The organism is Litoreibacter janthinus (assembly GCF_900111945.1).
Classification (GTDB): Bacteria; Pseudomonadota; Alphaproteobacteria; order Rhodobacterales; family Rhodobacteraceae; genus Litoreibacter; species Litoreibacter janthinus.
Genome location: NZ_FOYO01000001.1, coordinates 1,538,023 through 1,557,504, shown reverse-complemented (window position 1 = coordinate 1,557,504; position 19,482 = coordinate 1,538,023). Strand labels below are relative to the sequence as shown.

The 19,482-nt window shown below is 58.6% G+C and carries 21 protein-coding genes; 13 read left to right on the top strand and 8 right to left on the bottom strand.

Annotated elements, in window-relative coordinates; genetic code table 11:
* Positions 1–6 precede the first annotated feature (6 nt).
* Together BM352_RS07755 and BM352_RS07750 are read left to right on the top strand one after the other, a co-directional pair.
* Positions 7–342, top strand: a complete 336-nt coding sequence (locus tag BM352_RS07755; RefSeq protein ID WP_090214743.1) for a DUF952 domain-containing protein — start codon at positions 7–9, stop codon at positions 340–342.
* A complete protein-coding gene (locus tag BM352_RS07750; RefSeq protein ID WP_090214738.1) occupies positions 339–1,397 on the top strand; it encodes a quinone-dependent dihydroorotate dehydrogenase in 1,059 nt (352 codons plus the stop codon). The genes BM352_RS07755 and BM352_RS07750 overlap by 4 nt, the downstream gene beginning before the upstream one ends.
* Here BM352_RS07750 and BM352_RS07745 read toward each other — a convergent pair.
* The 3 genes from BM352_RS07745 to BM352_RS07735 are packed head-to-tail and all read right to left on the bottom strand — an operon-like array spanning position 1,394 to position 3,626.
* Positions 1,394–2,701, bottom strand: coding sequence for an MATE family efflux transporter (locus BM352_RS07745; protein WP_090214736.1), 1,308 nt, complete (start codon positions 2,699–2,701; stop codon positions 1,394–1,396). The two genes, BM352_RS07750 and BM352_RS07745, sit on opposite strands and share 4 nt — an antisense overlap.
* Entirely contained in the window at positions 2,694–3,185 is a 492-nt protein-coding gene (locus BM352_RS07740) for a PaaI family thioesterase (RefSeq protein ID WP_090214734.1), read from the bottom strand. Before BM352_RS07740 ends, BM352_RS07745 begins: the two co-directional genes overlap by 8 nt.
* Positions 3,186–3,188: 3 nt before the next feature.
* The gene (locus BM352_RS07735) at positions 3,189–3,626 is read right to left on the bottom strand and encodes a PaaI family thioesterase (RefSeq protein ID WP_090214731.1); all 438 of its coding nucleotides are present in this window, start codon (positions 3,624–3,626) and stop codon (positions 3,189–3,191) included.
* Positions 3,627–3,777: 151 nt separating this feature from the next.
* Here BM352_RS07735 and BM352_RS07730 point away from each other — a divergent pair, with 151 nt between their 5' ends.
* The 9 genes from BM352_RS07730 to BM352_RS07690 all read left to right on the top strand — a co-directional run bounded on the left by BM352_RS07730 (position 3,778) and on the right by BM352_RS07690 (position 11,988).
* Entirely contained in the window at positions 3,778–4,167 is a 390-nt protein-coding gene (locus BM352_RS07730) for a MerR family transcriptional regulator (RefSeq protein WP_090214729.1), read from the top strand.
* A gap of 324 nt (positions 4,168–4,491) precedes the next feature.
* On the top strand, positions 4,492–4,893 hold the full coding sequence (locus BM352_RS07725) for a MerR family transcriptional regulator (protein ID WP_090214726.1): 402 nt from the start codon (positions 4,492–4,494) through the stop codon (positions 4,891–4,893).
* A gap of 29 nt (positions 4,894–4,922) precedes the next feature.
* Entirely contained in the window at positions 4,923–6,701 is a 1,779-nt protein-coding gene (locus tag BM352_RS07720) for an acyl-CoA dehydrogenase C-terminal domain-containing protein (RefSeq protein ID WP_090214723.1), read from the top strand.
* A 47-nt stretch (positions 6,702–6,748) separates the two neighbouring features.
* Positions 6,749–6,961, top strand: a complete 213-nt coding sequence (locus tag BM352_RS07715; RefSeq protein WP_090214718.1) for a hypothetical protein — start codon at positions 6,749–6,751, stop codon at positions 6,959–6,961.
* Positions 6,962–7,043: 82 nt separating this feature from the next.
* Entirely contained in the window at positions 7,044–7,670 is a 627-nt protein-coding gene (locus BM352_RS07710) for a glutathione S-transferase family protein (protein WP_090214715.1), read from the top strand.
* A 73-nt stretch (positions 7,671–7,743) separates the two neighbouring features.
* Positions 7,744–8,229 (top strand): membrane protein insertion efficiency factor YidD, encoded by a 486-nt coding sequence (gene yidD, locus BM352_RS07705; protein ID WP_090214711.1) that lies wholly within the window; start codon positions 7,744–7,746, stop codon positions 8,227–8,229.
* Positions 8,230–8,238: 9 nt separating this feature from the next.
* Positions 8,239–8,580: a hypothetical protein gene (locus BM352_RS07700; protein ID WP_090214702.1), complete on the top strand. Its 342-nt coding sequence runs from the start codon at positions 8,239–8,241 to the stop codon at positions 8,578–8,580.
* Entirely contained in the window at positions 8,573–9,784 is a 1,212-nt protein-coding gene (locus tag BM352_RS07695; RefSeq protein ID WP_090214698.1) for an acetyl-CoA C-acetyltransferase, read from the top strand. The genes BM352_RS07700 and BM352_RS07695 overlap by 8 nt, the downstream gene beginning before the upstream one ends.
* A gap of 11 nt (positions 9,785–9,795) precedes the next feature.
* Positions 9,796–11,988 carry a 3-hydroxyacyl-CoA dehydrogenase NAD-binding domain-containing protein gene (locus BM352_RS07690; protein ID WP_090214695.1) on the top strand — a complete coding sequence of 731 codons (2,193 nt, stop codon included), beginning with the start codon at positions 9,796–9,798 and terminating at the stop codon, positions 11,986–11,988.
* A gap of 133 nt (positions 11,989–12,121) precedes the next feature.
* Here BM352_RS07690 and BM352_RS07685 read toward each other — a convergent pair whose 3' ends face one another.
* The 4 genes from BM352_RS07685 to BM352_RS07670 form a co-directional block, all read right to left on the bottom strand.
* Entirely contained in the window at positions 12,122–13,114 is a 993-nt protein-coding gene (locus BM352_RS07685) for a hypothetical protein (RefSeq protein WP_090214691.1), read from the bottom strand.
* Between the two features lie 165 nt (positions 13,115–13,279).
* A complete protein-coding gene (locus tag BM352_RS07680; RefSeq protein ID WP_090214686.1) occupies positions 13,280–13,894 on the bottom strand; it encodes a Hint domain-containing protein in 615 nt (204 codons plus the stop codon).
* 113 nt (positions 13,895–14,007) lie between these two features.
* On the bottom strand, positions 14,008–14,652 hold the full coding sequence (locus BM352_RS07675) for a sulfotransferase family 2 domain-containing protein (protein WP_090214681.1): 645 nt from the start codon (positions 14,650–14,652) through the stop codon (positions 14,008–14,010).
* Positions 14,649–15,575: a DMT family transporter gene (locus tag BM352_RS07670; protein WP_090214672.1), complete on the bottom strand. Its 927-nt coding sequence runs from the start codon at positions 15,573–15,575 to the stop codon at positions 14,649–14,651. The genes BM352_RS07675 and BM352_RS07670 overlap by 4 nt, the downstream gene beginning before the upstream one ends.
* Positions 15,576–15,670: 95 nt before the next feature.
* On the opposite strand from BM352_RS07670, the gene BM352_RS07665 reads away from it, so the two are divergent.
* Both BM352_RS07665 and BM352_RS07660 read left to right on the top strand, forming a co-directional pair.
* The gene (locus tag BM352_RS07665) at positions 15,671–17,296 is read left to right on the top strand and encodes an AMP-binding protein (RefSeq protein WP_090214667.1); all 1,626 of its coding nucleotides are present in this window, start codon (positions 15,671–15,673) and stop codon (positions 17,294–17,296) included.
* 149 nt (positions 17,297–17,445) lie between these two features.
* Positions 17,446–18,459, top strand: coding sequence for a hypothetical protein (locus tag BM352_RS07660; protein WP_090214662.1), 1,014 nt, complete (start codon positions 17,446–17,448; stop codon positions 18,457–18,459).
* 5 nt (positions 18,460–18,464) lie between these two features.
* Here BM352_RS07660 and BM352_RS07655 read toward each other — a convergent pair whose 3' ends face one another.
* Positions 18,465–19,439 (bottom strand): hypothetical protein, encoded by a 975-nt coding sequence (locus tag BM352_RS07655; RefSeq protein ID WP_090214659.1) that lies wholly within the window; start codon positions 19,437–19,439, stop codon positions 18,465–18,467.
* Positions 19,440–19,482: the final 43 nt, after the last annotated feature.

Below are 19,482 nucleotides of genomic sequence, written 5' to 3'. Positions count from 1 at the left end.
GGGACCATGCTTATTTACAAGATCATGACCGCCGACGCGTGGTCCGAATTTCAGGCCAATGACCGCTTCACCGGTGCGCCAATTGACCTGACAGACGGCTACATACATTTCTCAACCGCCGAACAGGCCCAAGAGACCGCTGCCAAGCATTTCGCAGGGCAGACAGATTTGTGGCTGATCTGGGGGGACGCGCCCGAAGACGCTGCGTTGAAGTGGGAAGTGTCGCGGGGCGGCGCAGAGTTTCCGCATCTTTACCGCGATTGGTTGCTGTCCGAAGTGTCTGGCGGGGCCGCCTTGCCGTGGAACGGCACGGCACATCTGTTCCCCGTGGGGATGCAATGAGATTTGCCGAACGGATCGCCCTTGCGGGGATGCATTGCGTCGATCCGGAACGGGCGCACGGGCTGGCTGTGATGTCGTTGAAAATGGGGCTTGGTTTTGGCCATGGCCCTGTCCGCTCCCCCCGTTTGGAGACCAACTTGGCGGGGATGACGCTCGCCAACCCCGTTGGGCTTGCGGCAGGCTTTGACAAGAACGCCGAAGTGGTCGGTCCGCTGGCGCAGGCGGGCTTTGGCTTTCTGGAAGTCGGCGCTGCGACCCCGCGCCCGCAGCCGGGCAACCCCAAACCACGTCTATTCCGCCTGACGGAAGATCAGGCCGCGATCAACCGGTTCGGGTTCAACAATGAAGGCATGGATGTCATCGCTGAACGACTTGCCGCCCGCGTGGTCGGGGTGCCAGTTGGTCTGAATCTTGGGGCCAATAAAGACAGCGAGGACCGCGCGAAGGATTTTGCTACCGTGCTGCGCCGCTGCGGGCCGCATGTGAGCTTTGCCACCGTCAACGTCTCATCCCCGAACACCGAGAAGCTGCGTGACCTGCAAGGCCGCGCTGCCTTGTCGGCATTGCTGACGGGTGTGATGGAAGCGCGGGCCGAATTGCGAACGCCGATTCCGGTGTTTTTGAAGATTGCACCCGATCTGGATGATGACGCATTGGCCGAGATTGCCGAGGTTGCTGTCGAGACGGGCCTCGCCGGAATTATCGCCACCAACACCACCTTGTCGCGCGACGGGTTGAAATCGCCACATCGTGACGAGGCCGGGGGCCTGTCGGGCCAACCGGTCTTCGAGAAGAGCACGCGCGTTCTGGCGAAACTGTCGCGGCTTCTGGACGGGGCGATGCCTTTGGTCGGGGTCGGTGGCGTCGGCTCTGCCGAGCAGGCCTATGCCAAGATCAAAGCGGGCGCGTCTGCGGTGCAAATTTACACGGCGATGGTCTATGGCGGGCTGTCTCTGGCGGGCGAAATTGCCTCTGGCCTCGATGCGCTACTGGAACGCGATGGGTTTGCGCATGTCTCCGACGCCGTTGGGACAGGTCGCGGGGACTGGCTTTAGGACGCCTGCGCCTCTAGCGCGGGGTACCGCAGGCCAAGCGTTATGCCGCGTGCGATGAACAGAACCAGCAGGCTCAACCACAAGCCGTGGTTTCCGAAAGCTGGCATCAGCAACGCAAGCGCGACGCAATACACCGCAAACGACACCGCCATCATGTTGCGCATGTCACGGGTGCGGGTTGCGCCGATAAAGATACCGTCGAGCATCCATGCCCCGACCCCGACAACTGGCGCCGCGATCATGTAGATAAGATAGCCCCGCGCTTCTGTCTGAACCTCGGGCGCGGTGGTCATGATGTCGATGATCGTGCCCCCGAACAGCGCGAAGCTGGTGGCGAGCCCAACCGTCACGATCCCCCCCCAGAAAGACGTCAGGTAGGCGCTTCGCCGCAAGCGCAGCCGGTTTCGGGCACCCAAGGCTTGGCCCACCAGTGCTTCCGCCGCGAAGGCAAAGCCATCGAGGGCGTAGGCTGTGATGTGCAGGAACTGGAGCAGTATCTGGTTGGCCGCAAGTGTCACATCGCCAAAGTCCGCCCCGAAGAACAGGAAGGAGATGAAGGCCGCTTCCAACAGGATCGAGCGCAGCATGATGTCCGAGTTCACCGCCGCCATCCGCGTCAGGCGGGCGCGGTCGAACACACGGGGCCAGTCTTTCCAAGCCGGTGACTGGAACGCATCGCGGCACAGCCACAGCCCTAGGCCGAGGCCAGTCCACTCAGCAATAAAGGTCGCAATAGCCACGCCCTCGACGCCCCATCCCAAGTGCAGCACGAACATCAAATCAAGCAGGATGTTCAGCCCGTTCATCCAAACCTGCATGACCAGCACGGCGCGGGTGCGCTCCAGCGCGATAAGCCATCCGGTGATGCCGTAAATGGCAATGGCGGCAGGCGCGGAGAAGATGCGGATGCGCATGTAGTCACGGGCAAGGCTTTCAACCTCGGGGCTGGCGGGGGACAGCTGGAACGCGCCCCAGAAGAGCGGGACTTGCAGCGCCATGATGACCATGCCTGCCGCGAGGCCGATCATCAGCGACCGCGACAGCATCGCCGACACCTCGCCCGTCTGCCCTGCCCCATGCGCTTGTGCCGTCAGACCTGCAGTGCCCATGCGCAGAAAGCCGAACAACCAATACAGACCCGACAGGATAATCGCCCCGATGCCGACTGCGCCGATTGGCGCTGCCAGCCCCAGTTGGCCCACGACGCCGGTATCAACCGCGCCAAGGATCGGCACGGTGGCGTTGGAGATCACGATAGGAAGGGCGATTTTGAGAACACGCCCGTGGGTCAGGCTCTCAGCCATCTTCGCGGGTGGGCATCAGGAAGTGGCCCGTCGCCTGAGCAAAGATGCGGTGGTGATTGTCCTGCCACGCCTCCACATGCACCGAGGCATAGCGGCGGCCAGAACGGTTGACCCGCGCCCGCGCATAGGCGTCGCGCGGCAGACCTGTGCGCAGGTAGTCGACGGTGAAGTCGATGGTCTTGGGCATTTGAAGTGGGGCGTCTTTGTCCAGCTTGCCATCTTCCATGTCGGTCCAGAGCGATGACCATGTCAGCTCTATAATAGATGTGATTTCTAGAAAGGCCGCCGTCACACCGCCATGAATCGCGGGCAGCATTGGGTTGCCGATCAGATCGTCGCGGTAGGGGAGCACTGCCGTCAGCTCGTCGCCGCGACGATCGAATTGGACGCCGAGATACTGAATGTAGGGCACGCTTTCGACCAAGCCGCGCAGGGCGGCATCGCGGCGGGTCTTGATCACTTGGACAGGCTCTGGCTTACGCATGGATCAGGTCCCTTTCGCGCGTTGAAAGGTGAAGGCGCCTGTTGCCGCAGCCACGGGGTTGTCGTCGTCATCATCCAGCGCGGTGGCCCGCACGAAGGCCACAGAGCGCGTGACGTGGTAGCATTCGGCGCGGGCCCGGATACGCTGGCCCGGCGTTGCGGCGCGCATGTAGTCAATGCGCAGGTCAATCGTTGCAGTGCCAACCGGCGCGTCTGAATGGGACATCACCGCAGCGCCACCGCAGGTGTCCATCAGGGCCGAGACCGCCCCGCCATGAATGACGCCGGTCGCGGGATTGCCCACAAATCGCGTGTCGTAGGGCATGGAGATTATAGCCACGCCGTCACCGATTTCCTCCAACGTCATCCCCAATGCACGCGAGTGCGGGATGGCTTCGATAAACTGGCGGGCAAGCTTGGTGCGGTCTGTTTTGGTATTCATGGCGCCATCATTGGCAGCTTTCTTGAGGCGGGCCAAGACGGCAGCACGGCCTACAAATGTTTTTCTGGGGCAACTGCGGCTGGATTGGCGTCGCCAGCTATGCGAAGATAGGGGATCAGCAACTTGTGTTACCGGACAGGGTTAGTTTTCAATGACGTCAGACAGCCGCCTCACCTTCAAGGAAATGTGTGCCAAGTTCGATGTAACCCCGAGAACGCTACGCTATTACGAATATATCGAGCTGCTTTCCCCTGAACGCGACGGGCGCGCGCGTTTTTATCATCCGCGCGAAGTGGCGCGCATGAAGCTGATTATGCGCGGGCGGAAATTCGGGTTCTCATTGGAGGACATCCGCCAATGGCTGGATATGTACAATTCCGATCACCAAAACCGCGCCCAGATGGAAGCGGTCATAAAATTTGCGGATAAGCAGATGGGCGAGTTGCAAAGCCGTCGCCAACAGATCGAGGAATCGATCAAAGAGCTTCAAGAGCTCCGCGAACAGGTGGCGAAAGAGCTTCTCCAAAACCCGCCTGGTTAACTGAAGCTGTCGCCTACCCGACAGACTTGCGGCTCTAGCGGGAGAATGAGATTTCCTTGCAAATTTAGAGGGGGCGGGGAATGAAAGTTCTTCATTCCCCCTTATTTTTATGACCTTTAGGGGGAATTCCCACACATTCTCGTCACAATTCAAAGCGCTTTGATTTTAACAAAATTGCGCAAAAGCCTGCCTTACCTTTCCTGACATTACGTCAAGCATGTTCTGACGCCACGTTACATTTACGTTAACGTCAACAATGCTTGTAAGGTGCTCACACGTTCAACATGTCCAACACATCGAAACCGAACTGTGGAGGACCACAATATGTCTGAGGAAACTATGACCATTCGGGAAATGTGTGATGCTTTTGGGGTTACTCCCCGCACCCTGCGTTTCTACGAAGCCAAAGAACTGCTATTCCCGATCCGTGAAGGCCAGCGCCGTTTGTTCACCAAAAGTGACCGCGCCCGTCTGAAACTGATCCTGCGCGGCAAACGTTTCGGGTTCTCGCTCGAAGAAATTCGCCAGCTTCTGGATCTGTACAATATCGGTGACCAGCAGGCGACTCAGTTGGCTCTGACCTATGAGATTGGCCAGAAGCGTCTGTCCGACATGGTCAAACAGCGTGACGAGTTGAACGAAGCCATTGATGACCTGAAAGCCCAGTTGAACTGGGGTGAAAAAATGATCGCCTCGCTCCATTTGCCAAAAGTGGCAAATAGCTAAACCCGCAAACCTTTCGCAGAGAGACCCACATGCCAAGCTACACCGCTCCAGTCAAAGACATGCAATTCGTCCTGCACGACGTCCTAAAAGTGACCGAACAGGACATCCCCGGATATGACGAGTTGGAGGCGGACTTCACCTCCGCCATTCTGGAAGAGGCGGGCAAGATCGCGACCGAAGTGTTGCAACCGCTGAACGTGGTTGGCGACAAAGAGGGCTGCGTTCTGGAGAACGGGGTAGTTCGGACCCCGACGGGCTTCAAAGAAGCGTTTGAGCAAATGAAAGACGGCGGCTGGACTGCCCTAGACTGTGACCCTGAATATGGCGGGCAAGGCATGCCCTATCTGATGGGCACCGCCGTGGGCGAGATCTTCGTCTCGGCCAATATGGCTTTCAACATGTATCAAGGCCTGACGCACGGGGCCTACTCGGCCATTCACGCCCACGGGACGGATGCGCAGAAAGCCACTTACCTGCCGAAAATGGTCAGCTGCGAATGGACCGGCACCATGAACCTGACCGAACCGCATTGCGGCACCGATCTGGGCCTGATGCGCACCAAAGCCGCCCCGCAAGACGACGGCAGCTACAAAATCACGGGCCAGAAGATCTTTATCTCGGCGGGTGAGCACGACCTGGCCGACAACATCATCCATCTGGTGTTGGCCAAGATTGAAGGCGGCCCCGAAGGCATCAAGGGCGTGTCGCTGTTCATCGTTCCGAAGTTCATCGTGAACGAAGACGGCTCGCTTGGCGCGCGCAACGGTGTGTCCGTCGGCTCCATCGAAGAAAAGATGGGCATCCACGGCAACTCCACCTGCGTGATGAACTACGACGAGGCCACCGGCTACCTGCTGGGGACCGAGCATAAAGGCATGCGCGCCATGTTCACCATGATGAACGAAGCGCGTCTGGGCGTGGGCCTGCAAGGTTACGCCCAAGCCGTCGTGGCTTATGAAAATGCAGTCACCTACGCCAATGACCGTCTGCAAGGGCGTGCTGTGACCGGTGCCGAGAACCCTGACAGCCCTGCTGATCCGCTGATCGTGCACCCTGATATCCGCCGCAACCTGATGGACCAAAAGTCCTTTGTGGAAGGCGCGCGGGCATTCACCTTCTGGGGTGCGCATCTGATTGACCGCCACGTGCGTGGTGACGACGAAGCGGCTGACGGCCTGATCTCGCTGCTGACACCTGTGATCAAAGGCTTTCAGACCGACAAAGGGTTTGAATACGCCACCGCTGCGCAGCAGGTTTATGGCGGCCACGGATATATCGAAGAATGGGGCATGTCCCAGTTCGCCCGTGATGCCCGTATCGCGATGATCTATGAGGGTGCGAATGGCGTTCAAGCTCTGGACCTTGTTGGCCGCAAGCTGGCGCTGGATGGCGGCAAGCATGTCATGGCGTTCTTCGATCTGGTGAAAACCTTCATCAAGGACAACGGCGGCAACGAAGAGTTCGAAAAAGCCTTCCTTGAGCCCCTGAAAGCGGCGTCCAAAGACCTGCAAGCTGCTGGGATGTACTTCATGCAGAACGGCATGAAGAACCCGAACAACGCGTTGGCAGGCTCGTACGACTTTATGCACATGTTCGGCCATGTCTGCCTTGGCCTGATGTGGGCGAAGATGGGCAAGGCTGCGATGGAGGCATTGGAAGGCGGCGCATCCGACACGGCGTTTTACGAGACCAAGATCGCGACGGGCAAATACTACATGGCCCGCCAACTGCCCGCGACCGGAATGCATCTGGCCCGCATTGAAAGCGGTGCCGATACTGTGATGGCGCTCGACGCGGCGAATTTCTAAGGTGGCGGCGGGGCAGTGCCCCGCCCTACCCTATTTCGGAGACGCCAATGCCCAAACGCCTGAAACTGACCCGCCGTGTAAACCTTGCCATGACTGAAGACGCATGGCGCAAGCTGAAGAAGTTCAGCGGTGAGGCGGGATTGGACGAAGGCGAGGCACTGTCGTTTCTGTTCGAGAATTTCAGCAGCGTCACGGATGAGAGCAACCTCACCCACCGCCTGCGCATTTTCAACTCCGAGCTAGAGGCGCGGAAGAAGTGACGAAAGAACTGCCGGAGCGCTTGGAGGCCTCTGGCGGTCTGTTTTTCCAATGTGATGCCAATGGGTTAAGGGAGATCCGGCAATGACAGCGAAACTTTACTGCTTTGGCGAAAGTGGCAATGCCTACAAGGCGGCCCTGACCATGGAATTGTCTGGCTTCGACTACGAACAGGTCTTTGTGGACTTCTTCAAAGGCGAGGCGCGCACTGACGCGTTCAAAGCGATCAACCCTATGGGCGAAGTTCCGGTAATGGTCGACGGTGACCTGACCCTGACGCAATCCGGCGCGATCCAGCAATATGTGGTCGATCAAACTGGCAAGTTCGGTGGTGCTGCGTCTGACAAATACGAAGTTCTGCGGTGGGTTCTGTGGGACAACCACAAGCTGTCCTCGCAAGCTGGTATGACGCGCTTTTTGATGAACTTCCTGCCAGAAGACAAACGCCCGCAGGACGTGATTGGCTTCATGCAAGGACGCTTGAAAGCCGCCTACAGCGTGCTGGACGCCGCCTTGGCGGGACGTGAGTGGCTTGTGGGCGACAGCATGACTGTGGCGGACCTGTCTTGCTGCGGCTACCTGTTCTACGAGGAGCCCTTCGGATTTGATCGCGCGGACTGGCCAAACATTGACGCATGGCTGACCCGCATCAGTGACACACCGGGCTGGAAACACCCTTATGATCTGATGCAACGCGGGATGCCTGCATGATCGCAAGCGCAGACATTGTGCTGGATTTCCTGTGCCTTGGCCGCAATTATGCGGGCGAAGACACGGAGAAGCTATGCTCAGCAAAATGGCGCTTGGAGGCATCTGGGCCTACCAACAATATCTATCACCCCGTAAGGGCTACCGCTGCGCTTATTCGGTCGTCCATGGCGGCTCCGGCTGTTCCGGCTACATCAAACACGCGATCCGCGATCTTGGGCTGTGGCGGGCGTTGCCAGCCATCCGAGAGCGTTTTCGAGACTGCCGCACGGCCCATATCGCCATCAAGGCAGATTGCGTCTGCAATCAGGCACCCTTGGACGAAGACGAACGCGCCGAGTTGGAGCGTCGCCGCCGCGACGATAGATGGTACAACAAATGCGACTGCTGTAGCGCTGGCGCCTGCGAATGCGGCTCCGCCCCGCTTGGCTGTTTTGGCCGCGCGGGCGCAAGCAAATCTGCAGCCAGCAAGGGCTGCGACATCAACCCGTGCGACGGGGATATCGGATTTGGTGGCTGTGACTGCGCGTCCTGCGACTGCGGGGGCTGCTCCTGCGGCTAGTGCCGCGCTATGATCCTTGCGGCGTTCCTCATCGGCATGACCCTTTGTGGCATCACCCTTGCGCTGATCCGCGCCGAGGACACGTTTGACAAGTTCGGCTCCGCCGCTGCGATGTTTTCCGCATGGTGCGCCTTTGGCATGTTGCTGATGGCAGGCGTTTACGGGTTGGGGCTGGTTTTGCCCGCTATCGCAGGCGGCATCGTGCTGGCGCTGCGATCCACTGACACATTCGGCCAACGGCTTGCTGCCTTGGCCTCGTACAAACTCCCGCTTGGGGTTGGGGCGCTGGTATGCAGCGTTCTGGCCTGGATCGGGGTCCTAAATCTAATGGAGGAAATCCCCTATGGCTGAAGCCTATATCTATGACGCCGTGCGCTCGCCCCGCGGCAAGGGCCGTAAAGACGGCAGCTTGCATGAGGTGACTGCGGCGCGCTTGTCCGCGAACATCCTGAACGCGATCAAAGACCGCAACGGCCTTGAGGGTCATGCAGTCGAGGACGTAATCTGGGGCAACGCCACCCAAGTTATGGAGCAAGGCGGCTGTCTGGCACGGACCGCCGTGCTGGCATCCGAGCTGGACCAGCGCATCCCCGGCTTGTCGATCAACCGTTTCTGCGCATCCGGCATGGAAGCTGTGAACATTGCGGCCAACCAAATCAAAGGCGGCGCCGGTGACGGCTATATCGCCGGCGGTGTGGAAATGATGGGCCGTGTGGCTATGGGCTCTGACGGGGCGGCGATTGCCGTGGACCCGAGCATTGCCATGGAAACCTACTTTGTGCCGCAAGGTATCTCGGCGGATATTATCGCGACGGAATACGGCTTCACCCGCGAGCAGGCTGACGCCTTGGGTGTTGAAAGCCAGCGCCGCGCCAAAGCCGCGTGGGACGACAACCGCTTTGCCAAGTCGATCATCACCATCCGCGACCAGAACGGTTTGGAAATCCTCAGCACCGACGAATACATGCGCCCGCAGACGGACATGCAAAGCCTTGGTAGCCTGAACCCTGCGTTCCAAGCCATGGGGGAAGTGATGCCCGGCTTCGACAAGGTCGCGCTGATGAAGTACCCGCATCTGGAGAAGATCAACCACATCCACCACGCGGGCAACTCGTCGGGTATCGTGGACGGCTCCGCGGCTGTGCTGATCGGCTCGAAGGAGTTCGGTGAAGCACACGGGCTGAAGCCACGCGCGCGCATCCGTGCGACGGCCAAGATCGGCACGGACCCGACCATCATGCTGACCGGCCCTGTTCCGGTAACAGAGCACATCATGAAGCAATCGGGCATGAGCATCTCCGACATCGACCTGTTCGAGGTTAACGAGGCCTTCGCTTCTGTGGTGCTGCGCTTCATGCAGGCGTTTGACGTGGATAGCTCCAAGGTCAATGTGAACGGTGGTTCAATTGCCATGGGTCACCCGTTGGGGGCCACCGGCGCGATCATCATCGGCACGCTGCTGGACGAGTTGGAACGCTCCGACAAAGAGGTGGGCCTTGCCACGCTTTGCGTCGCCTCCGGCATGGGTGCCGCCACCATCATCGAACGCGTTTGAGGATTAGGGATATGACTGATTTCACTATGAAAACAGACGCCGATGGCGTCGCAACAATCACTTGGGACACCGTCGGAAAGTCAATGAACGTCATGAATCAGCAAGGGTTTCTTGACCTCGACGCGCTGATTGACGAGGCGCTTGCCGATGACTCAATCAAAGGCGTCATCCTGACCTCCGGCAAGCCCGACAGCTTTGCGGGCGGCATGGATCTCAACATCATTGCCAAGATGAAGGAAAGCGCGGGCGACAATCCTGCACAGGGCCTGATGGACGGCCTGATGGCGACCCACAAAATGCTCCGCAAGATCGAGCGCGGCGGCATGGATGACAAGAACAAGGGCGGCAAACCGATTGCTTGCGCGATGCAGGGCACCGGATTGGGGATCGGGTTTGAAATCCCGCTGGCCTGTCACCGTATTTTTGTGGCCGACAATCCGAAGGCAAAAATCGGCCTGCCGGAAATTATGGTCGGCATTTTCCCCGGCATGGGCGGCACCACACGCGTGACCCGTATGCTGGGCGCGATGGGTGCGTCCCCCTTCCTTCTGGAAGGCAAGCTGAGCGATCCGAAGAAAGCCAAGGCCGCAGGTCTGGTGCACGAGGTTGTGCCTGCCGACGAGCTGCTGTCTGCGGCGAAGGAATGGGTTCTGTCCTCTCCTTCCATCGTGAAGCCATGGGACGAAAAGGGCTACAAAATGCCCGGCGGTGCGCCGTATCACCCTGCAGGTTTCATGACCTTCGTGGGCGCTTCTGCCATGGTCAACGGCAACACCAAAGGCGTCTACCCTGCTGCCAAGGCGTTGCTGTCTGCGGTTTATGAAGGTGCGATGGTGCCGTTCGACACCGCCCTGAAGATCGAGGCGCGCTGGTTCACCAATGTGCTGATGAACCCGTCAAGCGCGAACATGATCCGGTCGCTGTTCATAAACAAAGAGGCGTTGGAAAAAGGCGCTGTGCGTCCTGACGTGGCGGACGAGAAGGTCAAAAAAGTCGGCGTCATCGGCGCGGGCATGATGGGGGCCGGCATTGCGCTGGTGTCTGCCATGGCGGGCATCGAAGTGGTGCTGATCGACGCCAAACAAGAGTCCGCGGACAAAGGCAAAGCCTACACCGCTGACTACATGGATAAGGGCATCGCACGCAAGAAAGCCACGCCGGAGAAGAAAGAGGCCGCGCTGGCGCTTATCACTGCGACCACCGATTACGCTGCGCTTAAAGGCTGCGATTTGATCGTGGAGGCTGTGTTCGAGGATGTGGGCGTAAAAGCCGAGGTGACCAAGAAGGTGCAAGCCGTGGTTGGCCCCGATTGTATCTTCGCGACCAACACCTCGACCCTGCCGATCACCGAACTGGCGAAAGCCTCCGAGAGTGCGGAGAACTTCATCGGCATTCACTTCTTCTCCCCCGTTGAGAAGATGATGCTGGTCGAGATCATCAAAGGCAAAGGCACGGGCGACCGCGCGGTGGCCAAGGCGTTGGACTTCACCCGCCAAATCCGCAAAACGCCGATCGTGGTTAACGACGCACGCTTCTTCTACGCCAACCGTTGCATCATCCCGTATATCAACGAAGGGATGCGCATGGTCTCCGAGGGTGTGAACCCTGCCTTGATCGAGAACGCTGCAAAGCTGGTCGGCATGCCGCTTGGCCCGCTGCAACTGGTGGACGAGACCTCGATCGACTTGGGCGTCAAGATCGCCAAGGCGACCAAGGCCGCCATGGGCGACGCCTATGACGACGCTGTGGATGAGATCCTGTTCTGGATGGCCGATGAAGGCCGCTTGGGTCGCAAGTCCAACGCGGGTTTCTACGCCTATGACGACAAGGGCAAACGCCAGCTGCTGTGGGAGGGCCTTGCCGCCAAATACCCTGTGGCTGCGGATCAACCCGATCTGGTTGAAGTCCAAAACCGCCTGCTGTTCGCACAAGTTCTGGAGGCCGTCCGTGCCATCGAGGAAGGCGTTCTGATGGACATCCGCGAGGGCGACGTGGGCGCGATCCTTGGCTGGGGATTCGCACCTTGGTCCGGCGGTCCACTGTCATGGCTGGACATGGTCGGCACCCCTTGGGCGGCAGAAACGACCAACGCGCTGGCCGACAAATACGGGGAGCGTTTCAAGGCTCCCGACCTGTTGGAAGACATGGCCGCGAAGAACCAGAGCTTCTACGGCAGGTTTGACCCAGCAAAAGCAGCCGCATAACGCATAAGGAAAAAAACGAAAAGCCCGGTCTCAGCGCCGGGCCTTTTTTATGCCGGGGGGCGGACGGTAGAGCTCGGTTTTGAGCCCAAAGTCACCGATGCTGCTGCGGCTATGAACGGCGGCTTTGGCGGAGCTAAGAGAAGTGTCGACGGTTCAGGCTTGTGAAATCTTCTAGGTAGTTGAACATCCAATGAAAATGACTGTTGACGCCATGCCGTGATCGATGAACCCAGAACGAGTTCTTGTTGTTCGATTCAAGTTTCATTTTTCGAATGAGTCCATCGGCAAGAGATACAGGCACATCGCCCCTCTTCTTGATATGCGCGAATGCAAGGGCCAATTCGACTTGCAACGCCTTGATTTTGTCGTCGTAGACGACCGCATTGTCGTATGTTGAGAGCCCCAAATCCGTCAGTATGTCGTTGAGCGAAGTTTTCTCATAGTAGTCAAAGTTCTTCAGAATGCCTTTCCCGAGTTGGTTGCCGTGCGGCATTCTCTCGTCTGCATCGTTCCAAAGATCGGGGTGATAAAGAAGATAGGCTGCGTCTTCGTGCATTGAGCTCCAATCAATGTCGAATTTTTTGTGGAAGTCTTTTGTGCGAACGAGATGAAGGTACTCCTCTGAACGGCGACAAAGAACAGAGCGTAGGTCTTCGTCAGTTGTAAGTGCTTGAACTTGAGCGATTTTCACCCACTCCAAGCAAGCCGAAATGTCAAAATCATCCCGCCCTGAAAGACGTTCGTTTAAGCCCCAATCCAGCGCATCATGAACATCTTGAACGGCTCTGATGAACACAGATTTGGTGGCATTTTGCCATCCTGAAATTTCCATTTCGTCTTCGGTTAGGTTCTGTGACTGCCACTTGATACTGAGCTTTTTTTCCTTTTTGCGGTAGACGACGCTAGGCAGTTTTACATCATGAGGTTGCCTGATGCCTCTCCGTCGCAAATTCGAGTTTGGTGGCTTGCTGAATTTCGGAGGTTGCGGGTTCGAAAAAACCGTGACTTCGAGAATATTGATTGCCTGACCGAAACTGGACTCTTTATAAGCAATGAAATCACTGACCCAGGGTATTGGTCCGCCCCCGGTAGCCCACTCGGTTTGCTGAAAGGTCCAAAGTATCATTCTACACCATACAATTTAAACGTTAACTGCACATAAGGTTAGGTTTGATTATGGGCAGTGGCAACAGAACAACGGCGCTTTGAAGCGGCCATTGGCGCAGCTGCAGCAAACGGCTGCTTTGTCCGCAGAACGGACAACTCAGACCTGATGTCGCTCGACCGCGGCTTAGATCCAGCCAGCGGCCACGGGACGAGCGCGTTCTTTGCGGTCGGACTCACCCATGTTGCGCACCAGCAGGCGGGATTGGCGGTCATTGAGTGGGGTGAAGCGATGCAGGCCATTGGGGGCTGGAACGTCGATGAAGACACCGCCCTCGACAACCAGCGTTTGCGCATCCTCAAAGCGGATGGTGACGTGGGTCAACTCGCCTTTGACGCGGGCGCGGGCGATGCCGCGGTAGCCGATCAGGTTTTCAGCACGGACAGTTACGCAAGCCTCTCCGAACAGAACGCCAGCAGCGTCGTCTTCGATCACCAGACGGGTATCGGGGGAGACCAGCATCGCGTGTTCATTTCCAATTGCGCCTTCCGGCACCAAAAGGGGCCATTGACCGGCATTGGCCTTGGCTGACGCCAGAGACAGGGATGCCACTTCAATGTCTGCGATGACTTGCTCGCCATTCTCGGCCGTCAGGACTTTGTCGCCTGCTTTTAAATCTTCAACCGGCGCCCAACGATGGCGCGTGGCAATCTTCGTGCCTGCGAAGATGCCCGCGCTTGGGGCGATGGTTAGCACCAGTGGCTCTACCTTGGAGGCCTTACGGCTAGATTTGAAAAACATGTCCCACACCTGTCAGTTCATTTCTGATTGAGGTGAAGATGCGCCTCGCTCGCGTCAGAGGTTGGACCGCAAAAAGGTCATTTTGGGGCGAATTGTGTCCAAATTGGGAACAGTCAGAACCGATAGTTGAAACGCGCGATGTCAGCCGCTGCGATTTCAGACATCAGATTTCGGTCGGCGGAATTGTAGGCATCGCGATAACTTCCCCGCTCCGAGCGGTTTTCATGCGGGATCGCGCCCAACTTGCAGCCGATCAGCGTTTCCAGCTTCGGCAGGTCTTCGGCCAAATGCTCTAACCGCACGAACAGCGCACAGTGTTCCTGACCTTGGGAGGTCGTGACGTAGGTTCCGTAGGACGACGAGCGGAGAGAAGCGACGGTTTGCGGATGGTTCAGAAACGGGCTGAACTCCAAGTCTTGCGCCAGATGCACCGCCGGATGGTCGAAACTTTGCGACCGCAGCCAGTGGTAGTAGCTGACCGCGCGGTCCCATGGATTTCGCACCATCGTGAAGACTTTCATCGCCGCGATCTGGCTTTCGGGAACCAGCCCGACGATATCGCGCAAGGTGGAGTGCTTCCAAAGCCGACCTGCCGCCTGCACATCCCTAAGGCGCTTGCGACGCTTCACCGCTTTGGGCGTGTCGCCGAGCATAATGTCATCCGCCTTGGCTTTCGCCTCTAGCGCCAACGCCATCGAAGTGCCGCCGGTTTTGGGAATGTGGACGAATATGTAATTGCGTCCCGGCGAAATGATCATGCCGCCCCGCTGCGTTTGATGATGACGATGCCTGCGCCAATAATACAGGCCATGCCCAACAACGCCAAGGCGTCTGGCACCTGGCCCCAGAGCACATACCCCCAAATACCGGCGGCAATGAGGAAAGCGTATTCGAAGACAGCGACATGGCTTGCCTCGGCCAGTAGATAGGCCCGAAACAGCGCAGCGATCCCTATGAGCGACACCACACCTTGCGCCATTGTCCAAAGGAACGCCTCCGCAGTCCATGGCTGAAGGCCCGTTCCAAAGAAGCCGTCAAGCGCAGGATCAGTCGCCGTGCCGCTTAGGGCGAGCAGGCCTAAAGCCCCCCAGATCCCGCTGGCGGCAAAAAATGAAGCGACCAAAACGGCCTCGCTTTCTTTGGCGCAATACTGGCGGGTGGCAACGGCCCCTAGCGCGTAAAGAAACCCGGCGCCGATCGGGATGAAATTCAAAGCAGACACCTCACCACCGGACGGACGCAGCACCAGCATGACACCTGCAAACCCCAGCAGCACCGCCAGCACGCGCCATCGCCCGATGGGAGCGCCGTAGAAGCCCCACGATATCAGTAGAACGAAGATGGGTGATGTTAGAAGCCCCGCCGCGACTTGAGCGACGGGCAGGCTCGCCACTGCACCGAAATATAGGATCATTGCGGAAGATATGCAGAATGACCGCCATGCGACTGCCCGCCAATTGCGCACTTGCAGCCGCCACCCCATCAACACAGCAATCGGCAACAAAGCGGCCAAAACCATTGCTGATCGATAGGCGTGGAACTGCCACAACCCGATATCGCGCGCGATCACCGGCACGAAATTATCGATGAAGGACAGGCTAACCATGCCGAACACCGCCAGAATAGCGGCTTGGCGCGGGTCGTGACGGACGATTTCAGGACTCGTGGCTTCAATTGTCATACAATTCGCCCTCCCCGGCAGAATCCCTCTTCCCAAGTGTCACCCGCTTGGGCAAGCTATCCATCCAGAGTTGCCTGCAACGGGGGGGAATGACAATGGGTTGGATGGCCGACGAAACCGGACTTGAGAAGCGCGCCGCGAACTACGTGCCGCTGACGCCGCTGTCACACCTCAATCGTGCCCGTGACGTGTTCCCCGACCGCGAGGCGGTGGTCTATGGCAAAATCCGCCGCAGCTATGCCGAATACCATGCGCGGGTCTCACGCCTTGCGTCGGCTCTTGCTGCACGCGGCATTACCGCTGGAGACGTGGTCGCAACTGTTATTCCCAACCTTCCGGCACAGGCCGAGGCGCATTTTGGCGTGCCCGCCTGCGGCGGCGTGCTCAATACTATTAACACCCGCCTCGACCCCGGCACCGTGTCCTACATCTTTGATCACGGCGAAGCGAAGATCGTCCTGTGCGACACGCAGTTCCTTCCTATGGTCGAAGCTGCCAAAGCCGCATGTGACGGAGACGGCCCCGAGATCATCGAGGTGCCGGACGAGGACGCAGGCTTCCCCGCCACGGGACGTTACACCACCTATGAGGAGTTGCTCGCAGAGGGCGACCCAAGCGCCGCGTGGCACATGCCGGACGACGAGTGGGAGAGCCTTGCGCTGAACTATACCTCTGGCACCACCGGTCGGCCAAAGGGCGTCGTCTACCACCATCGCGGCGCGTATCTGATGACTATGGGCACGGTTATTTCATGGCGGATGCAGCTGTTCCCCAAGTTTCTAGCCATTGTGCCGCTGTTTCACTGTAATGGCTGGAACCACACATGGATGATGCCGGTTCTGGGTGGCACTGTGCATTGCTGCCGCGATGTCACAGCCGAGGCCATATATACTGCCATCGCGGATGAGGGCGTCACGCATTTCGGCGGAGCGCCGATTGTGTTGAACATGATCGTCAATGCGCCAGATACAGCCCGCAAGGCGTTCGATCATCAGGTCGAAGTCTTCACGGCTGGCGCGCCACCTGCCCCTGCGACGCTGCAAAAGATCGAAGCGTTGGGGTTCAATGTGACTCAGGTTTATGGCCTGACAGAGACCTATGGCCATGTGACCGAAAGCCTTTGGAACCCGGACTGGGACGCACGGCCGGAGGATGAAAAACCCGCGTTGAAGGCACGACAGGGCGTCGCGATGCCAATGATGGAATATGTCACTGTGGTGGACGAGAAGAACGTGCAGGTGCCGATGGACAAGTCCGCACAGGGCGAGATCGTCATGCGCGGCAACTCGGTCATGAAAGGGTATTACAAGAACCCCGAGGCCACCGGCGAGGCATTCGAAGGCGGGCATTTCCATTCCGGTGACATTGCCGTTCAACACGCTGATGGGCACATCCAGATCGCGGATCGGGCCAAAGACATCATCATTTCGGGCGGGGAAAACGTCTCGTCTGTCGAGGTCGAGGGTGTGTTGATGTCGCATCCGGCCGTGTCGCTGTGTGCCGTTGTGGCCAAACCCGACGACAAATGGGGCGAAGTGCCTTGCGCATTTGTGGAGTTGAAGTCAGGCGCACAAATCAACGCCGACGAGATGATCGCGCATGCCCGGGCCCAATTGGCGGGTTTCAAGACTCCCAAAATGGTGGTGTTTCAAGAGCTTCCCAAAACCTCGACTGGCAAGATCCAGAAGTTCGAGTTACGCGAGATTGCCAAAACGCTGTAAGCCCTATGGGCTTGCACACAGCGCGCAGGCCACGACATTTTGACGTGCTGACGTGAAAACGCGACATGCGGCGCTCAAACAGATTGAGCCGGACCACCTTTCAAGCTATCTTCCCTCCACCCAATAAAAAGAGCAGGCAGCCGCAGAAAATGACGGCGTTGAAAGAGTATGATCGTCTGGAATCCACCGGCATCTGGCGCGAAAGCCCAGAGGCACAGCGGCGTGACGTTCTGATTTCCTTTGGCGATGCCACTCTGATCATCCGCGACAAAACTGATACAGCACTGGCGCATTGGTCTCTGCCTGCCATTGAACGCCTCAATCCGGGTGCGCGTCCTGCCCTGTTCCGCCCTGGCCCCGATGCGGGCGAAGAGCTGGAATTGGAGGATGCGACACTCATCGATGCGATCGAAAAGATCCGCAAGACCATTGCGAAGCGCCGTCCTCATCGCGGCCGTCTTCGGATATACATTTTCGGGGGCGTCGTCGCCGCCATTGCTGCTCTGGGGTTTTTCTGGCTTCCGGGCGCTTTGGTCCGTCACACAGTCACCGTCGTTCCTGAAAGCAAGCGCCTTGCCATCGGCACAGCCCTTCTGGGTCACATGACACGGCTGACAGGCGACACTTGCCGGTCCAATCTGGGCACCGCTGCCTTGGCCAGACTGAAGGCGCGTGTTCTGGGGGACGGGCTGCGGAAGGCCTATGTTGTGCCCTCGGGCCCCGAGGCGCTGTATTTGCCGGGTGATTTGTTGCTGCTCAACAGAACTGTGGTCGAGGATCACGATTCCGCCGATGTGGCCGCCGGATACATGATCGCGGCAGCAGAGCAGACACGATTTGCCGATCCTTTGGAGATGCTCTTGCAAGACGCTGGCGGTGCTGCAACGCTGCATCTTCTGACTACCGGCCAGATCAACGATGATGCTCTGCGGGACTACGCAGAAACATTGCTGGCAACGCCCTTGCCGAAACCAGACACCGGCTTGATGCTGGACCGGTTCGCCACTGCGAAAGTCGCTGCGAGCCCTTACGCGTATGCTGTGGATGTAACCGGTGAAAGCACTCTTGAGCTGATTGAGGCCGACCCCTATCGCGGGGTCGAAGCGCCCCGCCTTCTTTCAGACGGGGACTGGATCAGCCTTCAGGACATCTGTTCCGAGTAAGTGGCTTAGAAAATGCCGAATGCTCGTTTTTGCTTCGCGGAGGCACGTTTTCCGGTGGCGGGATCAATCAGATAGCGCGGCACGGTGTTCGACCAGACGAGCCCCATCTGAGCCTTGCCAGACGTCGTGCCAACGCCGCGCAGCGGGTTCAGGCGACCATCGTCCCAAGCAGCCTTGTAGCCTTTGGGCAGCGGCATTTTGGACTCTGCAATCTTGCGGTTCGCGCCCTTTGGTCCGACACGTTGCTCTTGCAGATACTGATTGCGGCTTTGCGGCGAAATATCTTCTCGTACGACGCTGCGCGAATTTCCAGTTTGAGGACCGCAGCGCGCGCCTTCATTGATAAACTGGGAGCTGAACTCGCTCGCGCCGCAGCGGTAGATAATTCTTGGCTGTGCGGTGCCACGCTTTGGATCAACTTGCTTGCGTTGCGCTGTTGGCTGCACGGGCTGAGGTGCCGGGACAACTCTGCGCACTACGCGGCGTGTTTGGGTCTGCGGTGCGGGCGCGGCTTGACGCACCACGCGACGCGTTTGCGTCTGTGGCGCAGGGGCCGCTTGGCGGACCACACGGCGGGTCTGAGTTTGCGTCTCTGCGGGGATCACTCGAGTGGTCTTCTTGATAATGCGGCCAGTTGTCGGGACCTTCGCGACAGTCGCCTGACGAACGACTTTCTTGGGCGCCGCTTGAGGTGCGGCTTTCGGAGCGGCCTTGGCCGTTCGCGTTGACGCACCAAGGCTTGGTTTTTGACCGCATACCAGCTTGCGTCCGCGTGTGACGCGCGGCACCCAACTCACGTTGCCTGAATACCCTGCCCGGATGTAGACACAGCCGCGACTATCTACGTATTGCGCGCCCTTGAATGATGCGGGCGGTGTCTCTGCCGGCCCGTTGTCGCGGCGCAAGTTTTGGGCATCGGCACCGATGAGTCCCATACTCAGTGCCAAGATTGACACAGAAAGCAGTCGCAGAAGTCGCATATCAGTCCCCACTAAATATAGTGGGGACAATGCAATACGAGCA